Below are 20,014 nucleotides of genomic sequence, written 5' to 3'. Positions count from 1 at the left end.
TCGGTGGGCTGCGGCGACGCCTGGGCAGGATCAGTGGAGGAAGGGGGTGCCAGGGGGGACTTGGCTTGTGGGCTCACCTTTGCAGGGTTCAGCCTTGTGGGTGGCGAACGCCCAGGCCTCCTCGATCGAATCGAAGTGCTCATCGAGCTCAAGGTGAGGCTGGCTCTGATGGTCCACCAAGTGATAGCGCCGGGGTTGACGGCTGCTGCCGCTCGGCAAGGCGGTGGGCATCGGTTCAGAGCTCAGCTTGGTAGGGGGGTGGATCGCTCTGGGCGGTCGTGCTGATCGGCTCGGCTGCTCTTTTCTGGCTCACTCTGAGCAGCCATCGGCTCAGCTCTGATCGTCAGATTCTAGATATTCCATGCAGGCATGAAGATGTCTCTAATGTGCCTATCTACTCTGATCTGTCACCTTGATTGCAAGGCAAAACCCCATCAGTGGCCACAACGTGGGACCTTCGGCTCACCGGACAGGAAAGCCGGCTCAGCCTTCTTGGCGCTCACTGAGTTGCTGAAACTTCCAGCCGCGTTTTTTCCCTCCCCCATCCTCTGCGGCTTCCACTACGTACCAATTGGACCCCCTTCCCAAAGGGCATGGTCCGCGACCTCCAGCCTTCGTCCAGGCAGATTCCGCATGACGTCGGATGGTTGAATCGTTGTAATTGAGAATCTTGGAAAGCTCAAAAGACGTGTAGATGCGCGGGGCAAGCTCTACCGCAGAAAGCATCTGGCGACTCTCGCCCTGTGGCACAAGCAGTCCGTTCTTGAATTGCTTGTGTTGATCCGAGGATGTGGCCTGGCCGAGCTGGGCACCGATGAAACTCTGCACGACCCGGTTGAACTCAAGGCTCTGATCCGAGGTGATCTGGTGCCCATTCAGTTTCCACCAGGTGATGAGCAAACTCATCCCCTGCCGGGCATCGCTGGGGATCTCCTCCGAGTGCACGAAGCGACTCAGCTGCTCCAGAACCCTCCGCGCGCCTTCGTCCTCGAGGCTGTCTTCAAGCCAACCTGTCGGCTCTGGATGGCTCGGGGCCTCCGGGATTGGGCTGAGCGGCTGTCTGTCCCGGAAGGCGTCTCGGCTTCTTTCAAAACGAAGGACGATCTGTGTCGGCAGGCGGGGAACCGCATAGATGCGGACCGGAGCGTGCAGATCGGCGAGGGCAGCAACGGCGCCGAGGTTGCCAATCGAGCCGAGGGCGGCAATGGCATTGAGCCCCAGTCCGATCTCCATGGAGGCGATGCGGGGGGCGCAGGCCTCCGCCATCCTGCGGAGCGACTCGGTGCCGGCCAGGGCATCGAGGCCCACGCCAATGGTCGGTATCCGCAGCCGCTCCATCAGCCCCTTACACGGATTCGCAATCTCCGCCAGGCGCTTCCAGCGCTCGCTCTCCGACTCCAGCAGAGAGTTCATGTCTTGCAGGGCTGTCATGCCGGCAATTCCCCAAGGCGATCCAGATCGGCAGAGATCAGGCTCCCGATCTGGATGTCTGCGGTCAGGCCCCTGGCGAAATTCGTCTCAAGCGCAGAGGGGAGAGCCTTCACCCTGCTGGCCTCGGCGAGCGCCGCCGCGGCGCTGTGCCGCCTTGCCAGAGCCATCCCTGCCTGCAGGGCTCCTTCGTCGCCTGCGGTGGTGAGGGTCTCAGCTCGCGCTCTTGAGATGGACATACCCATGGTCGCCGATCGAACCGCACCCGGTATCAATGAGGCTCTTCTGGGACGAATTGTAGCGGGATTTCCCGATCTGCTCCCAGGCGTTCCCACCATCGCTAGTGCCAGGTGCCTCGAGCAGCTGCGCTGGGCACTATCAGTGGATTCCCGCCGCCAAGACATGCCCTCTGGGGCGATGATGCTCAAAACGGGCCAGCTGCGTCCACGATTAGGCACGAACTAGGCACCCCTTGGCTGAGAAATCCTTTGAAAGCTGCTTTTATGACGGACTTAAAATCCGCAGGTGGCGACACTGTGGGGGTTCAAGTCCCCCTGCCCCCATCGCGATGGCTGTGATGACCACACTGTGACCAGCACAGCAGGTGGCCCGTCAAGACACGTGCTGCTCACCGGTGGCAGCTCCGGCATCGGCTTTCAGGCAGTCGCCCAGCTGTTGCAGGCCGGCCACCGCCTCACCGTGCTCTGCCGGGATGCCGCCACCGCCGATCGCCTGCGCCGCCAGCTCAGCGGCCGGCTCCAGACCATCCTCTGCGATCTGGCTGATCTGGCCAGCATCGAGGCCTGCGCGGATGCCCTGCTGGCGGCAGCAGGGCCGATCGACTCGCTGGTGCTCAACGCTGGCCTGCAGTACAGCGGTGCGGCTGAGCCCCGCTGGTCAGTGCAGGGCTTTGAGCTCACCATCGCAGTGAACCACCTGGCTCACCAGGCCCTGCTGCAGCGACTGTTGCCCCTGCTGCTGCAGGGCACCGCGCCGCGACTGGTGGTCACGGCCTCGGAGGTGCACGACCCCAGCACGGCCGGCGGAAAGGTGGGCCAGCCCGCCGGTCTCGCTGACCTTGCCGGCCTGCGGCAAGGGCCCGGTGCCGCAATGCTGGATGGCGGCGCCTTCCATGCCGAAAAGGCTTACAAGGACAGCAAGCTCTGCAACCTGTTGATGGCCCGGGAAGTGGAGCGGCGGCTGCGGCAGGAGGGCACGCCCTTGCCCGTGCTCGCCTGGAGCCCGGGGCTGGTGATCCCCCGCGGCAACGGCGGCTTCTTCCGCTACAGCCAGCGCCATAACCCGACCGGCCAGATCCTGTTCGCCCTGGTGGCCCGCGACCTGCTGCGGCTCACCGAAACGCCCCAGAGAGCTGGTGCCCTGCTGGCTGGCCTGGCCACCGGGTCACCGCCGCAGCCCAGCGGATTCCAATACTGGAGCAACCAGGTCCTGGGCCCAGGCAGGCGACGGTTTGAGGTCAGTGAGCCCAGTGCCGAGGCCTGCTCAAGCGACCTGGCCCGTGAGCTCTGGACCCTCTCGGCCCGGCAGCTGGGCATGGCGCCTGCGCAGGGTTTTCCGCACGCAAGCCCCAAATCAGTGCCGTGAGGCCCAACGGCCACTCAGCGGCTGCGGCCCTGCGAATTCAGGCGCCGATAGAGGCGGTAACTCCTGCGCACCAGGTCAAGCACAGGTCCTGGTGCCTGCAGGCCCAGGGGGGCGATCAGGGGGCGATACAGACGGTGGTAAGCCCAGCGCAGGTCCTGCCATGCCCGGCAGGGTTCCGGGTTGAGGAAGTCCGAGATGTCCACGATCAGGCCCCGCCCCTCGTGGACCATCACATTGCGGCCATGCACATCGTGACCGTGCAGTCCGCGGCTGACGGCATAGGCGAGGGCCTCATCAATGTGCTGCATCGCCTGCAGTGGGATGGGACTACCGGTGCGGATGCAGTCGTACAAGGTGATCCCCTGCAGACGCCGAAGCACCAGATAGCCCTCGCCCACGTGAAAGCACTGGGAGTAGGCGGCATGGTGGCCGATGCGGCGGTACACCTCCGCCTCCTGCTCAATGCCTGGTCGACCCGGTGCGTAGAACTTCACCACCTGCTCGGGATGGTCAGGGTGAACGAGCACCGCGGCGTAGTTGCCGCAACCAAGCGTGCGCCAGGGCTGGGGGATCCTGTCCACGCGGACGGGGTCATGGGGATCGACGCTTCGAATCAGCAGCCCGGGGCGCAGCTGGTCTTCAACCCGCTCCAGCAGTGTCGACAAGCGGTGGTCGGCCGTGCGTTCGTTCACTGATGGGCCTGAAGAGCGAGGTCGCTTCTCGAGCTGGAGGCATTGACTGAACCATTATCGATTCATCAAGCAGAGGTTGCGGCCCGGTCACCACTTGAGCCAACGGACTGATCAGGTCCGCAGCAGAATCAAGTCATGGCGATGCGGGGGGCTGCCATGAAAAGGATCGTGCTGCTGGCCGGCTTCGAGGCCTTTAACGCCGGTCTCTACCGCCAGGCGGCTGAACAGGCGATGGCCCAGTGCCCCGAGCTCTCGATCGCCGTGTTCAGCGACCGTGACCTCAGCGATCGCCCGGCTGATGTGGCAGCCGCACTGGAGGGTGCCGATGCCTTCTTCGCCAGCCTGATCTTCGATTTCGATCAGGTGGAGTGGCTGCGCCAGCACGCGGTGACGGTTCCGATCCGGCTGGTGTTCGAGTCAGCGATCGAGCTGATGGAGCTCACCCGGTTCGGGCGGTTCACGATCGGAGGCAGCAGTGCCGGTATGCCGCGGCCGATCCAGGCCCTGCTGGCCAAATTCGGCAGCGGACGGGAGGAGGACAAGCTGGCTGGCTACATCGGCTTCCTCAAGGTGGGGCCGAAGCTGCTGCGCTTCCTGCCCTTCCGCAAAGCCCAGGACCTGCGCCACTGGCTGATCCTCTACGGCTACTGGAACGCCGGCGGCAGCGAGAACGTGGCGGCCCTGTTCCTCTATCTGGCTCGCCATGGCCTCGGCCTCAGGCCTGGGGCGATCCCGCCGCCAAGGGAATCGCCGAATCTCGGCCTGGTCCATCCCGATCACGACGGCTTCTTCCTCTCACCAAGGGAGTACCTGGCCTGGTTCCACCAAACGCGGCCCCAGAGCGCAGCCGGGCATGGCAACTGGCCGGTGGTGGGGCTCCTGCTCTACCGCAAGCATGTGATCACGGCCCAGCCCTACCTTCCCCAGCTGATCCGCGCCTTCGAGGACGCCGAACTAGTGCCGCTGCCGGTGTTCATCAATGGCGTTGAAGGGCACATGGCCGTCCGGGACTGGATGACCAGCGCCACCGAACTGGCCACCGCTCAGGTCGCCGAGCAGACCTCCGAGCAGACCTCCGAGGCTCCGGCCAGTGGTGCCCGACGGGATGCCGTGGCTGTGGACGCCATCGTCTCCACGATCGGCTTTCCCCTGGTGGGCGGCCCGGCCGGTTCGATGGAGGCGGGCCGCCGCGAGGAGGTGGCGCAGCGCATCCTGCGAGCCAAGAACGTTCCCTATCTGGTCTCTGCACCGCTGCTGATTCAGGACCTGCATTCCTGGACCCGCCAGGGGATCGGCGGGCTGCAGAGCGTGGTGCTGTTCGCCCTGCCCGAATTGGACGGCGCCATTGACCCCGTGCCTCTGGGGGGACTGGTGGGCGATCGCATCTATCTGATTCCCGAACGGCTGCGGCGACTCACCGGGCGCCTCAAGGCCTGGATCGCCCTGCGTCGCAAACTCGCCGCCGAACGTCGACTGGCGATCGTTCTCTACGGCTTCCCGCCTGGCTATGGCGCCACCGGCACCGCCGCTCTGCTGAATGTCCCTGACTCCCTGATGGCCGTGCTGAAGGCGCTGGCGGCTGAGGGCTACGACGTGGGCCCCCTGCCGGCCAGTGGTGAGGAGCTGATCCGCCAGGTCAAGGACGCCGACGACGCCTGGGTTGCCCGCATTCCCGAAGGGCAGAGTTTTGAAGACACCGGGAGCGTCACGGTGACGGCAGACACCCTGCGCCAGTGGCTGGGACCGCTGCACACCGCTCGGATCGAAAAGCAGTGGGGGCCTCTGACGGCCACCGGCATCCGCACCCTCGGGGATCGCTTTCTCCTGGGCGGAGTGCGGCTTGGGAAGGTGTGGATCGGCGTGCAACCGCCCCTAGGGGTGGCAGGCGATCCGATGCGGCTGATGTACGAGCGGGATCTCACCCCCCACCCCCAGTACGCCGCCTTCTACGGCTGGCTGCAGCATGGCTTCAAGGCTGACGCGGTGCTGCACTTCGGCATGCACGGCACGGTGGAGTGGCTGCCCGGTTCGCCCCTGGGGAACACGGGCACCTCCTGGCCCGACCTGCTGCTGGGCCACCTGCCGCATCTGTATGTCTATGCGGCCAACAACCCGTCTGAGTCGATGCTGGCCAAGCGGCGCGGCTATGGCGTGATCGTTTCCCACAACGTGCCGCCCTACGGCCGCGCCGGCCTCTACCGGGAGCTGATCGCCCTGCGGGAGCTGATCGCTGAATACCGGGAGGATCCCGAGCGCAACGAGGCCCTGCGGGAGGGCATTCTCAAGCAGGTGAGCGACAGCGGCCTCGATGCCGACTGCCCCGCACCCGGCAACGTTCGCACCGACCAAGGTGCCTTCCACACCTGGGTCGTGCGCCTCAGTGGCTATCTGCAGCTGCTGGAGAGCCGCCTGTTCTCCAGTGGTCTTCACACGCTCGGCCTGCCGCCGGATCAGGAGCAGCGGCTCGGGTACCTCAGGGCCTACGTCGGCGACGCGCTCGAACCGGAGTTGCTGGAAGCGATCAGCCGGCTGACCCCTGCCGCCGATCAGCCGATGGTGCGCGCCCAGGCGGCGGAGCTTGAGCACCTCCATCCCGGCTTGTCAGCTGAGCAATCCCAGCGGCTGCTGGATGCTCTGACCGTCTGCCAGCTGCTGGAGCGCAGCACCGAGGAGATCGACCATCTGCTCGATGGCCTGGGGGGCGCCTACATCCCCCCTGCTCCCGGTGGTGATCTGCTGCGCGACGGCCCTGGCGTTCTGCCCACCGGCAGGAACATCCACGCCCTCGACCCCTACCGCATGCCCTCGCCGGGGGCGATGGTGCGGGGCCGTGCGATCGCCCTGCGCATCCTCGAGAAGCACCGGAGCGAGAATGGCGGCGCCTGGCCCGAGACCGTGGCCGTGATGCTCTGGGGCCTTGATGCGATCAAGACCCGCGGCGAATCGCTGGCGATCCTGCTGGAGCTGGTGGGTGCCGAACCGGTGAAGGAAGGCACCGGTCGGATCGTGCGCTACGACCTCAAGCCCCTGGAGGCCCTCGACCACCCGCGCATCGATGTGCTGGTCAACCTGTCGGGGATCTTCCGCGACAGCTTCGTGAACATCATCGAGCTTCTGGACGACCTGTTCCGCCGTGCTGCCAGCGCTGATGAACCGGAGGAGCGCAACGCCATCCGCCGCCACGCCCGGGCGCTGCAAGCCCAGGGGATCGACAACCCCACAGCCCGTCTGTTTTCCAACCCCGCCGGTGACTTCGGCTCGCTGGTGAACGATCGGGTCACCGATGCCAACTGGGAGAACGGGGAAGAGCTGGCGAGCACCTGGCAGGACCGCAACGTGTTCAGCTATGGCCGCGCTGACAAGGGCCAGGCTCGCCCCCAGGTGCTGGCTGCGTTGTTGCGCAGCACCGAACGGGTGGTCCAGCAGATCGACTCGGTGGAGTACGGCCTCACCGACATCCAGGAGTATTACGCCAACACCGGCGGCCTCAAACGCGCTGCAGAGGTGGCCCAGCGGGAGACCAAGCCGGGTGGCCGGGTTGCGGCCAGCTTTGTGGAATCATTCTCGCGTGACACCACCCCCCGGGATCTCGAGGAACTGCTGCGCCTGGAGTACCGCACCAAGCTGCTCAATCCCCGCTGGGCCCAGTCGATGGCGGCGATGGGATCCGGCGGGGCCTACGAGATCTCCCAGCGCATGACGGCCCTGGTCGGCTGGGGTGGCACCTCAGGCTTCCGCGATCCCTGGGTTTACGACCAGGCCGCCGACACCTACGCCTTCGATGCGGCGATGGCGCAGCGGCTGCGGGAGGCCAACCCCGAGGCCTTCCGCAACGTGGTCGGTCGCATGCTGGAGGCCAGCAGCCGCGGGCTGTGGAATGCCCCGTCCGACAAGCTCGAGAGGCTGCGCGACCTCTACGACCTCACCGACGCCGAGCTGGAGGGGGTGTCCGTGACGGTGGGTCCCTAGTGGCGGCTTCCCCTCAGGCTGGCCCCCGTTCTGCCGCTCAGCCCACCGCCCTTAAGCCCCATGCCTTCCCGCTCAATGCCGTCGTGGGCCAGGCCTCGATCCGCATGGCCCTGCTGCTGCTGGCGGTGGATCCCGGCCTGGGCGGGATCGTGATCGCCGGGCGGCGGGGCACCGCAAAATCGGTACTGGCCCGAGCGCTGCATGCCCTGTTGCCGCCGATCCGGGTGATTCGGCACTCCTGCTGCAACGCCGACCCGGCCGAGCCCGGCGACTGGGATGATGCCACCGTCGCCCACCGCGCCAGAATCAGCCGCACGCCCGTGAGCAGGCTGGTTTCAGCGCCGTTCGTGCAGGTGCCGCTGGGCGTCACCGAAGACCGTCTGCTGGGGTCCGTCGACGTGAGCGCCTCGATCCGGAGGGGCCGGGCCGTGTTCCAGCCGGGGCTGCTGGCCGAGGCGCACCGCGGCGTGCTTTATGTCGATGAGATCAACCTGCTGGATCCCGGCATCGCCAACCTGCTGTTCACGGTGGTGGATGGCGGCTTCAATCAGGTGGAGCGGGAGGGAATCAGCTTCCGCCATCCCTGCCGTCCCCTGCTGATCGCCACTTACAACCCCGCCGAGGGGGAGCTGCGGGCCCACTTGATCGATCGCCTGGCCATGGTGCTCTCGGCCGACACCCCGCTGGAACTCGACGAACGGGTGGAGGTGGTGGCGAGAGTGCTGCAGCAGGCCACCGATCCGCAGGCCTTCTGGCGACACTTCGGGCCGGGTCTTGCGGAACTCCAACAGCGAATCGTCGACGGACGTTGTCTGCTGTCACGGGTGCGTCTGGCACCGCCGCAGCTGCGCTACCTGGTGGACGAGGCGATCCGTGCCGGGGTGGAGGGACATCGTGCCGATCTGTTTGCCGTGCGGGTGGCCCGGGCCCATGCCGCCCTGCAGGGACGCCGCCGCGTCACTGCGGAGGATCTGCGCCTGGCTGTGGAGCTGGTGATCCTGCCCCGTTCAGCCGCGGTCGCTGCACTGCCGGATGCCAGGCCGGAACCGCCACCGCCGTCAGAGCCGCCCAGCGACTCTGACGGCCAGCCACCACTTGACCAGGAGGCGCCACCGCCCGAACCAGCCAGGGGCCAACCCAGCAGCGAAGCCATTCCTGACACGTTCCTGTTTTCCCCGGAGGGAGTGCTGCTGGATCCGCACCTGCTGGCCCAGGCCGCCCGCGGCAAGAGGCGCCACGGCAAGGCCGGCGGCGGAGGCCTGGTGCGCTCGGTGGATCGGGGCCGCTATGTCAAGCCGTTGATTCCTCACGGGCCGATCCATCACGTGGCCATCGACGCCACCCTGCGGGCTGCGGCGCCCTACCAGCGGGCGCGCCGGCGGGCCAGTCCTGGGACTTCGAATCGCAGCAGGCGGGACTGGCATGGGCCGAAGCTGCTGTTGCGCGAGGAGGATCTGCGCGTCAAGCAGCTGGTCCGCAAGGCAGGGGCGCTGGTGATCTTCGTGGTGGATGCGTCGGGCTCGATGGCCCTGAACCGCATGCAGGCCGCCAAGGGCGCCGCCCTGCAGCTCCTCAGCGAGGCCTACCGCAGCCGCGACCAGGTCGCCTTGATCACGTTCCGTGGCCGGCGGGCCGAGGTGCAGCTGCCCCCGACCCGCTCGATCACCGCAGCCTCACGCCGGCTGGAACGCCTCCCCTGCGGCGGCGGTTCGCCGCTGGCCCATGGTCTGGCCTTGGCGGTGCGGCTTGGCGAGAACGCCCGCCGGGCCAAGGATGTGGGTGAAATTCTGATCGTGCTGATCAGCGACGGCAACGCCAATGTGTCGCTCAGCCGATCACTGGCCTCTGCGGGTGATCCAGGCCCGGGGGGGGACAGCCCTGAACCCATGGGTCTTGAGGGCATGCGCCAGGAAGTGCTGGGTCTTGCTGCGGCGATCCGCCGGTTGGGCATGGAGCTGCTGGTGATCGATACCGGCACCCGGCATCGGGACTCGTGCCTGGGGGCTGATCTGGCGCGGCAAGGGGGCGGGCGCCATCAACGGCTTCCCAAGGCAAGCCAGCGGGAGATCGCGGCCAACACCCGCAGGCTGTTGGACCACCGGTCTGTCAATGGGGTTTCCCGAAGATAACCAGATCGCTTGCGGTGCGATTGCTCTGGGGCCACGGGTGGCCGTAGACCGGGGACTCTGGGCAGCAGTGGCTCCAGCCTTCCGGGAGAAGGCCAACTGCCATCTGCGGGCCAATGGCCTGGCCAAGCCAGCGGTCGTGGTGGTGGCTTTGAATCCACCAATCACCAGAGCCTTGGGGCTTCCGATCCGCAGACCAGCTGGGAGTGGGTGGAAATCCCTGTTTCGCTGCCCCCTGAGCCACGCACGTCTGCAGGAACAGCGGGGCGCTGGAGTGCAGGTGTGGCCGCGCACGGGCTGGACTCCTCTGCCCTGGCCACCAGCACAGCCAGGAGCAGCACGGGCACGAGCGTGGCGAGCAGCTCCAGAGGCTGCGTCAGGAACCGGGACAAGGGAATGGACTCCGAGGCGATGCCTGCAGCCTTGTCGATCCGGCTCCTCTTGTGAGAAGCGGTCCTGCGAAGCACGCCCTCAATGTCAGCATCTGAGCTCTAGGTGGCGCCAATGAAGGGCGCAGATCACGTTCGGCCAGGGTTTGGGATGACCCGTGTACGACGAAGGCTTGGTTTGTCCTGCTGGAGTGTTCTGTTTATCCCACGTGCCACACCATCACCGAGCTGGCTACGGCCATCAAGCCGTTCATGCTCCGCCACCTTCTTGAGCAGAGCGGCCTCTGCAGTGTGGTGGCCGCTGAATTGGCTTTCGGGGTGGCCTAAAGCGGCTCAATCCGCAACCGCCAAGCGCTGGAGATGTTTCTCGCTCCCTTGACAATTCTGCCGTTTGACGAGGCTGCTGTTTGGGCCTATGGCGATCTACGGGCGAATCTGGAACGGCGCTGGGCCGGATCATCGATGGGACCGCTCACCTCCGCAGGTGCCATCAACTCATGGCCTCAAAATCGGGGGAACCCCACCATCAACACCCGGGAGGCTCCAACGGATGGAAGACACCCCACCTGAGCAACCGTCAGGAGTGCGCTGACGATCCGGCCCCTGCTCCAACACTCTCAACGGATCACTGACGTTCCTGGCGTGTCGCGGCTGTTTTGCTGAAACAACCCTGGCGCCGTCCATTGCACCGCCTCAGGTGCCCCGGACCCAACGGAACCGTCCCGATAGACACCTGGCCCCAGGTGCCAGCGTCAGCAGCTCCGCCCTCACAACCCACAATTCAAGCCCGGTGGCCTCGTCACCGGGCTTTGTCGTGCAACTCCTTGGCCATGCCTGACCTCGCTCAGATTCACCAGGCCCTGGTCGAGGACTACCGCGAGTCCTTCGAGATCGCCGCCGGCAAGCTGCTCGCCCAACCCAGCTGGACCCTGGAAGCCACCGTGGTGTTGATCCACCTCCAGAGTGGTGAAGTCACGATCGGGCCGGTGCAGAGCCTGCCGTTATGGCTGGAGCACCTCCCGCCTGAGCTGGATGTCTTCGTGCGGCTGCAGGAGCAGGGGGTGCCCTTCGAGGAGGCCTACGCCCAGTGCCTGGCCGAACAGGGACAGGAGTTCGTCGCTGCCTGTGAAGCCGCCAAGCGCAGCAAGCCCCTGGTCACCCACGACAACCTGGCCGAGCTCACCGGTCTCTCCCAGAAAGGGTTTGCCAGGCAGCCCCGGGAGATGCTGGCGCTGGCCCAGTGGTCCGACCATGTCAGCGGCTTCCTGGTGTCGTGTAAGCAGCTGCGCGCTCAAGCGAACTGAGTCAGAGACAGGAGACTGGCCCTGATCTCGTAGCTCCTGCAAGTACGAGCTCACCCCCTCCAAGCCCCTCAATCAGTAGGAACCAGGGCCACTGGCGAAACTCACAGAGGCTGGGGCCTCCGTCATTTCAACCCAGGCTTCCGATGGAGCTCAGTTGCCACGGTCGCGACGCACACCCCAGAAGCAGCCAAGGCCTACGCCTCAGCGGCGGCAACGGCCTCGCTCATACTGACGGTCATGGTGGTCAGGCCGAGGGTTTCTTCCCAAATGCGGAGCCACTGCCAATGCCCCCGCAGAGACGGGCGGAGAGCCAGCTGATCCAGGGCCTGATCGAATACACCGAGACGGAAGCAGCGAGCCGCTGGCCACTGCGATTCGTCCGCTGAGGCGAACCAATGAATGGTTGCTGAGGCTCAAGGGAGCGGGCCCATCGAGATGGGCCTCACTCTGGAGCGCAGGCCTCATGCTGCCAATGGAGATATAAGCAGCCAGGAGGGACAACAGGCACGGGCTTCAAGCCGCTTTCAATGCAGTAGTGCCTTCTAACGCATCACCACCGAAACAATGCATCGGCAGCGACAGAGGCTTGCTGGCTCCGGCAAGAGCTGAGAGGTCAAATCGAGTATAGTTGTGAGAGTCGTAATCCCGAAGAAAGAAGAGCTTTCGGTCCAGGTCTGAGAGGCTTGTCCAGCAAGTGAACTCGGTGACAGCGCCGCTGCCAAGCCTGTCGAGACCTTTCACCTCAAGATGGCCGATCCCGTTCTCCGGTAAATCAATCGTCAGCCCCCGCGGCCTGTCGAAATTGTTCATCATATGAGCGAGAGTCGTCACGGCTTTGTCCGGCGTAGTCGCCTTTTCAGCATATTGGGCATAGAACGCTGCGCGCACGAATCGTCCCACTGATGTGTTGGACGCTGGCAAGCCCGTAGTCGCAATTCCCGAATCCGGCTGAGCTGCCACGTAGTTGCCAAAGGTAGCTGTGGCCCGATCCACGTTGCTGAGGAAGGTGTAGTTGTCAAGATTGGTCAAATGCCATTTGAAGCGAGGAGCGTTGGTCAGCACACCCACGGGATTGTCATAGAAGGAGATCTCTCCCTTGTGGAACTCGATGACGAAGGAGGCACCAGTGGCATCGTTCACCACATAGTGGAAGGGAGACACCACGCCCCCCAGAATCGCAAGAGACTCCAACTTCACCGGCTGTGTGGCGATGGCAGCTTTGACTTCGGCAACCGATCGAAACTGACCCAGTGCCCATAGCCCAAGATCGGAAGCCGAAAGAACCGCAGTCTCGCCCGGGCCTGGTACCTCTGCCCCGGCGGCCATCGGATAAGACAGCAAACTGAACGTCAGGCCATGATCGTTCATTCCCTCCAGAATCTTGAGATCCGCATGACGAATGGGATTATCCTTGGTTGGGTTTCGCTCCGGCATTGCAATGGCGAGCACTCCGTAACGGGTCGTGAAATTCACGGGCGGGTGATCCGCTATCTGCGAACGCATCATGTAGCCGGTGGGGAACCAAGCGATCTGATAAGGCAGGTTCACCGTCAGCTCGAGCGTCCGCCCGAAATAGGCCCTTCCGGCCGCGTCGCGGTACACAAGCGAGGTACACATGTTGATCTCCTTCCTTGGCTGACGCAAGTATCATCAACGATTCTATCCTTAAAACCTGGCCCATATCCCTTTGCAGCCGACGCATCAGCGTGCAGACGCCGCTTCTTTTCAGAGGATTCCAGGCCGGATGCACGACTGAGAACATGTGCGTTTGCTCAATGTGCTCTAATCGTTCACCAAATCAATCAGGCATCGCTGATGGTGTCTCGGGCAAAGCAAGTGGTAGGCCAAGAGTCGGGTGCGTTGCTCTACCCAACATTGCATCTGTTTTCCACTGTTTCTGGCTTGGAGCGGTAGGGCCTGCTGCCAAGGGCAACCCTATCCAAATTTAACTCTGGCCAGAGCAATGAGGAGGCTCTTGCCACGACGCCAACGTCCTATGCCAGTTCTCGAGATGCTGCACAGGATGATCGCAGAGACGCTGTCAAGCCTTTTCAGATTCAACCAACCACATCTTCGGAATTCCGACTGAAATCCCCTCAGCATCAAAGGCAGGCTTTAGCCGACGCCTGTATTCACGAGCGACTAGCCATTGTTGCAAGGGCTTGGTCTTGATCAATACGCGAATAAGCACTCCCGTATGTGAGATCTCATCAACACCAAGAACTTCTGGAGGCTCAAGAATAAGCTCGGACCATGCTAGATCACCGTATAGCCGCTGAGCAACTGAATCCATCGTTGCGATTGCAGTCTCAAGATCAGAGCTGATATCAACTTTAACAGCATAGTTAACCCTTGACCAACTGCTGGAAAGATTGCGGACCGTGGCAATAGTTCCATTCGGAATGCTGATGAGCTCACCGTCCAGGTTTCTGAGATGTGTGACTCGAAGGCCAATGTCTTCGACCATGCCACTCTCGTTGCCGATAGTGACAACATCTCCAGCAGCATATTGATCTTCGATCAAAATCAACATACCTCCAATTAAATCCTTGAGCAGGCTCTGAGAGGCAAGAGAAAGCGCAAAACTGAGGAAACCTAGCAGAATTGCAACGGCCTGAGTTACGGCGCCGAGTTGGTTGAGTTGATAGAAAACTACGATCCCAAGGAAAAGATAGATCACAACTCGAATCCATGCCTTCAAAGAGTGGGCAATGGTGCGGGCTCGAAGTCCAGCCCGCGTATCTTCCTGCAAGAGTATCCACCTGCTGACATACTGATCACAAGCAAGATTGCCAGTCTTGATTGAGATTCTGGTCGCCATGACTAAAAATAAGATCACCAATGGGGCTCCAATCGTTGCTTCGCGACCGAGGCTCAACAACCAATCTAACGGAGGCCAGCCAGCGGTATTGAAGGAATCTCCGGTAATCAAATGGCCTCGAATTGATACTCCCGTGATCCAATTGCTGAACGGGCGACTCCAGTAGAAAAGCCCAGCAATCCAAGCGATGCCACAGGTCCAAAGCAGGAACTGACCCCAGAATAGAAAGGAGCGATAGAAAGAAACGATGCTCAGTCTTTGTCCAAGGGACAGACTTAAGCTGATGCCAGGCTGTAGTCTTGAACGATGCAAATCGAACTGGGTCATCCTGCAGCTTGTATCGGGTTCGGTATCAGTACAGTTGGCAATACGAAGGCGAGTTCCAAGTACTTGCGAAGAGGCTTCAAGGCGCTTCTGGACTTGTGCTGTCAAACCACTGGTTATGGCAAACACAAGAAGTCCGATGATTCCAGTCCGAACTGAGCTTCGAAGTAATGGCTCCTGGCGTTGCTTCCAAGCCTCAAGAAGTGCACGCTTGGCATGGAGCGCAGTTCGAGTAGCCAGTTCTTCTGGAACAGAACTAAGTAGGCGAACCCTTTCCACGTCTGCCGGTGTAACCGTACCAAGCAATTCCGGAGGATCTCCCTTGGGAAATACAATCAGAATCTCATACGCTCGTCCATTCTTGCGGATTTTGGTGCTGAGTTCTTGCTCGAGAACACGCTGCTTTTCCTCGATGCTGGTGGCATTCGACCATGTGGACATCTTGGACGAATATGCAGACATAGAGGTCAGATATTTTTGCAGGCGTGCATGGATGGCAAATGCGCGTTGAGACGCTGTAAGTGGGGGATCAGACTCAACAGTGCGGGATGTGCCCTTGATATCAATAAAGCTGGAAACCGTTGCAATCACGCGTCCATCGAGGAAGAGTGGGGACAGCTGGATGTTCCCTTGCGTGAAGACGGGTAGAAAAGCTTTTTCAGTAACCCGATTGAAAGCAGGCTCCGTTGTAGGGAAGAATTGAGCTATGGCCGGCACCTGCACTGCAAGTAGAACGCTGACGGCAATCAGCCACGACCACACGAACGAAACTGACCGGAGCATCTTTGCTCGTGCGGAACCAATCGTAGAAATGCTGCGGCTCACTCGGCTGCGTGGAAAGCTATCACGTCTCTGTCTGGGCGAGTGTATTAACAGCGATGAACGGTTGTTCGCCGTCTTTCGAGCTGAAGTGGCCGATAGTTGTGTGACAGCGCCAGCGGTTGCCGCCGCGCTCCATCCAGCAAGCGAGATCCTGCTGTCGCTGCCCTTGGCAGATCTGGCCCTTGCCGAAAGGCTGCAGACGATCTTGTCCTTCTCCATTGAGGTGGGTGCCACCGGCTGGCCTGAGGTGGGGGGCTGACGGGAGAGTCCCCCAGGGAGTAGTTTCTGGTGGAGGGCCGGTGGCCGAGGCCTTGATTCCAATCCGAGCGACCTCGCTTCCCCCAGGCGTTGGACAAACACATGAGATCAGCCTGCTGCAACTCGAGCATTGGCTCTATTGGTGCGATTCATGACGGATGACCTTCCTCTGGAGGCCATAACCAAGCCGCTCTTCTCTGCAGTTGAATCGACGGAACTGCGGATGAGGACTTCTGCGGGAATGTTGAACTTGGTGATGAGCTTCCGGATCATGGCCAGCGTCAGCGGGCGCTGCTTGTTCATCACCTCGGAAATGCGTCCACTGCTGCCGATCACATCCCCCAGGTCTTTTCGTGTTAAGCCACGTTGCTCAAGGGCGAACTGAATCGCGGCAATGGGGTCGGGAGGCCCAATGTCATGGTGCTTTGCCTCATAGTCGTCAACGAGGATCGAAAGAACTTCCAATCTTTCGTACTCTGGACTTCCCTCGTCGGCATCCAGGCAGAGATCAATCTCGTGAAGGGCGCTCTCGTAGTCGGCCTCGGTGCGAATGGGTTGGATAGGGCGGAGTGTGACGGTCATAGCGTGGAAGCGTCAATCTTGTCGTAGTCGGCATGGGTGACGATGAAGCGGATGTAAATCGCCTTCAGGCGATATTCAATTTTGACGATCAGCCGATACTTGTTGCCGCTGATGTTGAACACCACCCGGTTGTTGGCCAGAAAGCTTGCCGACGAGAACATCGCCTTGATCTCGGCAGGTTCGCTCCAGCTGGCTGCCTTGGCAACGGCATGCCATGCCTTGAGGGGTTGTTCGGCATCGCCATGGCCTGATTCCCAGAACTGCACGAGCGTCCGCTTGGCGATGATGCGCACGTCGCAAGGCAGTGTCCTCCCATTATGGGAGCAGCAGGCTGGTTCGTCCAGGCCTTGGGTCGTCTCGCAGCGCCGGTCGTGCAGCTAAGACCGCTATGCAGCGGCTGTATGGTCCAGACCGCTTGGCAGACCAGCGATCTCGCTTAGCCTGCTTCTGCCGCACGGCCCCGCAACTTGCTTCCCTCCGTTGGTGCCAGCGAACTGGAGCAGGTGGCCTGCGATGCGATTCGCACCGCCTTTCACCACACCACGCCGGGCTTCGCGGGCTGATCGATCGCTTCCTCGCCGATCGTGAACGGCTGCTGAAGGGCCCCTACGTGTCGGTGGCGCTGCCGTTCCACCAGGGCTCTGGGCGCGACTGGTTCCCCCAGATCCCGTTGCCGTTCCCCCCCTACCGGCACCGGTTCGGGCAAAACCGAATGCTTCCTGCTGCCGCTTCTGGAACACTGCCGCCTGCAGCACGCCCAGGGGCAGAGGGGCATCAAGGCGATCCTGATCTACCCGATGAATGCCCTGGCCACCGACCAGGCGCGACGCATCGCCGATCTGATCCACACCATTTCCGCCCTGGCAGGCCTGCGGGCCGGCCTCTACATCGGCGCCTCCGACGACGCGCCAACGGTGGCGATGAGCGCCACCAGCATGATCACCGACAAGGACGCCCTGCACAAGGCTCCGCCCAACACCCTACTCACCAACTACAAGCAGCTCGACTACCTGCTGCTGCAGCCCCATGTGCAGAGCCTGTGGGAGCACAACGGTCAGCTGCCGGATGGAACCAGCGTTCTGCGCTATCTGGTGGTGGATGACTTCCACACCTACATGACCGATGAGTCGAAGGCGCTCACCAATCGGACGGCCGTCTCTGCCTTGGTGGTTCCGCTGGTCTTTGTGGTCTTCCGATCGTTGGTTCCCTGGGTGCTTGTCGGACTGGTGACCTGGTGGATTTGGAAGGCGGTCAGTAAGTAGTGCTCCTTGCTTCCGCCGTTATGAAGCGGCAAGAATTGCTCCTCTGTACTCGTCTATCGACCTTTCGCCCAGATCCGTTCCAAGGATCTGCGGAAACCCTTTGCGCTCAGGGGTTTGGCGAGGCCTCCTGTCCTCAGAGTGCTGCTGATCCACCAGACCTGCAGACCACCAAAAGCAAGGGCAAGCAGGCCTAATTGGACATATCCCCAGTTCAGGTGCTCCATCACTTAAATTTAACCCTTTCAAACCCCTCGAGGACGGAGCCTATGCCCTGTTCGGGTGTGGAGAGGGGTGAGGAAACGTGAAGTCGCTCCAGTGCCGAGGGAGTGAGCCCCACAATGAGGCCGCTGGACGTCAGGATCCCTCGGTTTCATGCCCATGAAGGCGCCACTGACCGAGCGAGAGCAAGAACGGCTTGATGTCCTTCGCGACTACCGCATCCTCGACACACCACCCGAGCAGGCCTTCGACGATCTGACAGCGCTGGCGGCCTATGTCTGCGACGTGCCGATTGCCCTGGTCAGCTTGGTCGACACTGACCGGCAGTGGTTCAAATCGAAGTTCGGCCTGGAGGCCACGGAAACCAGCCGGGACGTCTCCTTTTGTGCTCACGCCATTCTCCAGGACGACATCCTGGTGGTTCAGGACACCCACCTCGATCCACGCTTTGCGGCTAATCCCCTGGTGACATCGGAACCCAACATCCGCTTCTATGCGGGCGTCCCGTTGTTGTCGCCGGAGGCCTTGCCCCTGGGCACCCTCTGCGTGATCGACCATGAGCCGAGGGAGCTGAACGCCGCCCAGATCCGGGCCCTGGAGGGGATCGCCCGCCAGGTCGTGACCCAGCTGGAGCTGCGGCTGGTATCCGCCCGGCTGGCTCAGGCCCTGGAGAAGATCAACCTGATCGAAGAGCTCATCCCGATCTGTTCGTATTGCAAGGCGATCCGCAACGACGCCGGCTACTGGTCGAGCGTGGAGGCCTTCATCAAACAGCACGCCGATGTGGCCTTCACCCATGGAGTGTGCGAGTCCTGCATCGAAAAGCACTTTCCTGAGGTGGCTGAGGCGATGCGACAGGAGGACGCATACAGCCCTTGACAAGCTGGTTTTCCTGCACCGTGCCCCTGCGCCAAGGGCAGCAATGCTAGGGAAAGTTGTGCCTCAAGCCAGCAGCGACTGAGGCCTTGACGCCACCCGTAATTGATGCGAAAGCTTCCCTCAATCCTCGACGCCGCTGGCGCCAACCGGGGTCAGCTGGATCTGCTTCTTACCCAGCTTGATCTCGAACTCATCACCAGGCCTGAAGTCGAGCAGGCCGGTGAAGGCCTTACGCACCAGCAGGTTGCCGTTGTAGCCGATGGCTTCCGCGCAGCGGTACTGCACCTTGGCCACGTAGCTCAGGGGTGCGGCTCCAGCCCCTCCAGCGCCGTGCGCAGCTCACTGATCAACTCTTCATCCACGTCAGTGGCGGTGAGTTCCTCGCCCACCAGGTCCTGAATCAGGGGGTAGAAGCGCACCTCGAACCATTTGCGGAATACCCCATAGGTGGGCTCTGCCGGCCAGGTGCCGGTGTCGCGATGCCAGTAGTCGAGCTCCGCCTCAAAAATCGCCTCGTAGACCTCCTCGAGGATTTCCTCGGCCTCCTCCTGCGTGTCGTAGTCAGGGATCAGGTACAGGCAGGGCTCACGAGCTCCGGCAGCTTCCACATCCAGCTCGAGCTGGCGTGCCCAGTCGAGCAGTTGCCCGCTGGGGTAAATCCCCACCGCGCAGCGGTTTACCACAGCCATGGCCCACCCGGCGGCATTGCCCAAACGCTAGGTCTGCCCACCTGAGCAGGCATGGCACGGCCGGGGAAGCCAGAGGCCTTCTCGGCCGGATGGAAGAGGTGGCCAGGAGGATGGGACCCTCTCAAGGAAGGCTCCTGAGGCACGTCCGATGAAGGTGATCGTCGATCTCTGCGTTGTTCCGATTGGGGTCGGCATCAACCTGGCCCCCTACATCGCTGCGTGTGAGCGGGTGCTGCTGGACGCCGGTCTCAAGATCCAGCTGCACCCCAACGGCACCGCGATCGAGGGCGAGTGGGGACCGGTGTTCGCTGCGATCGAGGCCTGCCATACGGCCGTACACGCCATGGGCGCTCCCCGCATCTTCACCACCGTGAGGGTCAACACCCGCACCGATCGAGATCAGACGCTGGAAGCCAAGGTGGCGAGCGTCGAAGCGTTGCTCCAACAACTGCCGGAAGGGGGCCAATGAGAAGGGCGCCCCGTGTCGGGCGCCCTACTGCTTCGCAGAAGCCCAAGGGCTAGGAGTTTGTCGCCCGAAACCAGCAGCGCCAGCGAGCACAAGAACTTGCTGAGCCAATGGTCTTGGTTATCGGCATCTCAATGCCGGTGATTCCGGCCAATCTTCGGTTGCCGCACTGGCAGCCA

At 62.6% G+C, this 20,014-nt stretch carries 17 protein-coding genes and 1 pseudogene; 8 read left to right on the top strand and 10 right to left on the bottom strand.

Features of this window, described 5'->3' with window-relative positions:
- Positions 1–30: 30 nt before the first annotated feature.
- The 3 genes from VB716_RS09920 to VB716_RS09910 form a co-directional block, all read right to left on the bottom strand.
- Positions 31–231, bottom strand: coding sequence for a hypothetical protein (locus VB716_RS09920; protein WP_323270357.1), 201 nt, complete (start codon positions 229–231; stop codon positions 31–33).
- 252 nt (positions 232–483) lie between these two features.
- Positions 484–1,413: a hypothetical protein gene (locus VB716_RS09915; RefSeq protein ID WP_323270356.1), complete on the bottom strand. Its 930-nt coding sequence runs from the start codon at positions 1,411–1,413 to the stop codon at positions 484–486.
- Between the two features lie 14 nt (positions 1,414–1,427).
- Positions 1,428–1,673, bottom strand: a complete 246-nt coding sequence (locus VB716_RS09910) for a hypothetical protein (RefSeq protein ID WP_323270355.1) — start codon at positions 1,671–1,673, stop codon at positions 1,428–1,430.
- 343 nt (positions 1,674–2,016) lie between these two features.
- Here VB716_RS09910 and VB716_RS09905 point away from each other — a divergent pair, with 343 nt between their 5' ends.
- Positions 2,017–3,033 carry an SDR family NAD(P)-dependent oxidoreductase gene (locus VB716_RS09905; RefSeq protein ID WP_323270354.1) on the top strand — a complete coding sequence of 339 codons (1,017 nt, stop codon included), beginning with the start codon at positions 2,017–2,019 and terminating at the stop codon, positions 3,031–3,033.
- 14 nt (positions 3,034–3,047) lie between these two features.
- Here the strand turns inward: VB716_RS09905 and VB716_RS09900 are convergent, their stop codons facing one another.
- The gene (locus tag VB716_RS09900; RefSeq protein WP_323270353.1) at positions 3,048–3,725 is read right to left on the bottom strand and encodes a serine/threonine protein kinase; all 678 of its coding nucleotides are present in this window, start codon (positions 3,723–3,725) and stop codon (positions 3,048–3,050) included.
- Between the two features lie 156 nt (positions 3,726–3,881).
- On the opposite strand from VB716_RS09900, the gene VB716_RS09895 reads away from it, so the two are divergent.
- The 3 genes from VB716_RS09895 (at position 3,882) to VB716_RS09885 (ending at position 11,513) form a co-directional block, all read left to right on the top strand.
- Positions 3,882–7,694 carry a cobaltochelatase subunit CobN gene (locus VB716_RS09895; RefSeq protein WP_323270352.1) on the top strand — a complete coding sequence of 1,271 codons (3,813 nt, stop codon included), beginning with the start codon at positions 3,882–3,884 and terminating at the stop codon, positions 7,692–7,694.
- A 104-nt stretch (positions 7,695–7,798) separates the two neighbouring features.
- A complete protein-coding gene (bchD, locus tag VB716_RS09890; protein ID WP_323270359.1) occupies positions 7,799–9,823 on the top strand; it encodes a magnesium chelatase ATPase subunit D in 2,025 nt (674 codons plus the stop codon).
- Positions 9,824–11,039: 1,216 nt separating this feature from the next.
- Positions 11,040–11,513, top strand: a complete 474-nt coding sequence (locus tag VB716_RS09885; protein WP_323270351.1) for a hypothetical protein — start codon at positions 11,040–11,042, stop codon at positions 11,511–11,513.
- 513 nt (positions 11,514–12,026) lie between these two features.
- Here VB716_RS09885 and VB716_RS09880 read toward each other — a convergent pair.
- Positions 12,027–13,130, bottom strand: coding sequence for a linear amide C-N hydrolase (locus VB716_RS09880; protein WP_323270350.1), 1,104 nt, complete (start codon positions 13,128–13,130; stop codon positions 12,027–12,029).
- A gap of 424 nt (positions 13,131–13,554) precedes the next feature.
- The gene (locus VB716_RS09875) at positions 13,555–15,483 is read right to left on the bottom strand and encodes a mechanosensitive ion channel family protein (protein WP_323270349.1); all 1,929 of its coding nucleotides are present in this window, start codon (positions 15,481–15,483) and stop codon (positions 13,555–13,557) included.
- On the opposite strand from VB716_RS09875, the gene VB716_RS09870 reads away from it, so the two are divergent.
- A complete protein-coding gene (locus tag VB716_RS09870) occupies positions 15,470–15,739 on the top strand; it encodes a hypothetical protein (RefSeq protein WP_323270348.1) in 270 nt (89 codons plus the stop codon). The two genes, VB716_RS09875 and VB716_RS09870, sit on opposite strands and share 14 nt — an antisense overlap.
- A 107-nt stretch (positions 15,740–15,846) precedes the next feature.
- On the opposite strand, the gene VB716_RS09865 is transcribed toward VB716_RS09870, so the two are convergent.
- Complete coding sequence (locus tag VB716_RS09865) at positions 15,847–16,320, bottom strand: helix-turn-helix domain-containing protein (RefSeq protein ID WP_323270347.1); 474 nt, start codon at positions 16,318–16,320, stop codon at positions 15,847–15,849.
- The gene (locus VB716_RS09860) at positions 16,317–16,613 is read right to left on the bottom strand and encodes a type II toxin-antitoxin system HigB family toxin (protein ID WP_323270346.1); all 297 of its coding nucleotides are present in this window, start codon (positions 16,611–16,613) and stop codon (positions 16,317–16,319) included. The genes VB716_RS09865 and VB716_RS09860 overlap by 4 nt, the downstream gene beginning before the upstream one ends.
- A 348-nt stretch (positions 16,614–16,961) precedes the next feature.
- Here VB716_RS09860 and VB716_RS09855 point away from each other — a divergent pair, with 348 nt between their 5' ends.
- Together VB716_RS09855 and VB716_RS09850 are read left to right on the top strand one after the other, a co-directional pair.
- A complete protein-coding gene (locus tag VB716_RS09855; RefSeq protein WP_323270358.1) occupies positions 16,962–17,582 on the top strand; it encodes a DEAD/DEAH box helicase in 621 nt (206 codons plus the stop codon).
- Positions 17,583–17,960: 378 nt separating this feature from the next.
- Positions 17,961–18,680, top strand: coding sequence for a GAF domain-containing protein (locus tag VB716_RS09850; protein WP_323270345.1), 720 nt, complete (start codon positions 17,961–17,963; stop codon positions 18,678–18,680).
- Between the two features lie 120 nt (positions 18,681–18,800).
- Here VB716_RS09850 and VB716_RS17450 read toward each other — a convergent pair.
- Positions 18,801–19,010: pseudogene (locus VB716_RS17450) on the bottom strand (AbrB-like transcriptional regulator); the annotation flags it as partial.
- Positions 18,980–19,369, bottom strand: a complete 390-nt coding sequence (locus VB716_RS09840; protein WP_323270344.1) for a hypothetical protein — start codon at positions 19,367–19,369, stop codon at positions 18,980–18,982. The pseudogene VB716_RS17450 and the gene VB716_RS09840, both read right to left, overlap by 31 nt.
- Before the next feature lie 148 nt (positions 19,370–19,517).
- On the opposite strand from VB716_RS09840, the gene VB716_RS09835 reads away from it, so the two are divergent.
- Entirely contained in the window at positions 19,518–19,838 is a 321-nt protein-coding gene (locus VB716_RS09835) for an MTH1187 family thiamine-binding protein (RefSeq protein WP_323270343.1), read from the top strand.
- Positions 19,839–20,014: the final 176 nt, after the last annotated feature.

This window comes from Synechococcus sp. CCY9201 (genome assembly GCF_034931105.1).
Taxonomy (GTDB): Bacteria; Cyanobacteriota; Cyanobacteriia; order PCC-6307; family Cyanobiaceae; genus CBW1002.
The sequence above is the reverse complement of the archived record's forward strand: the minus strand, read 5'-3'. Positions and strand labels throughout refer to the sequence as shown.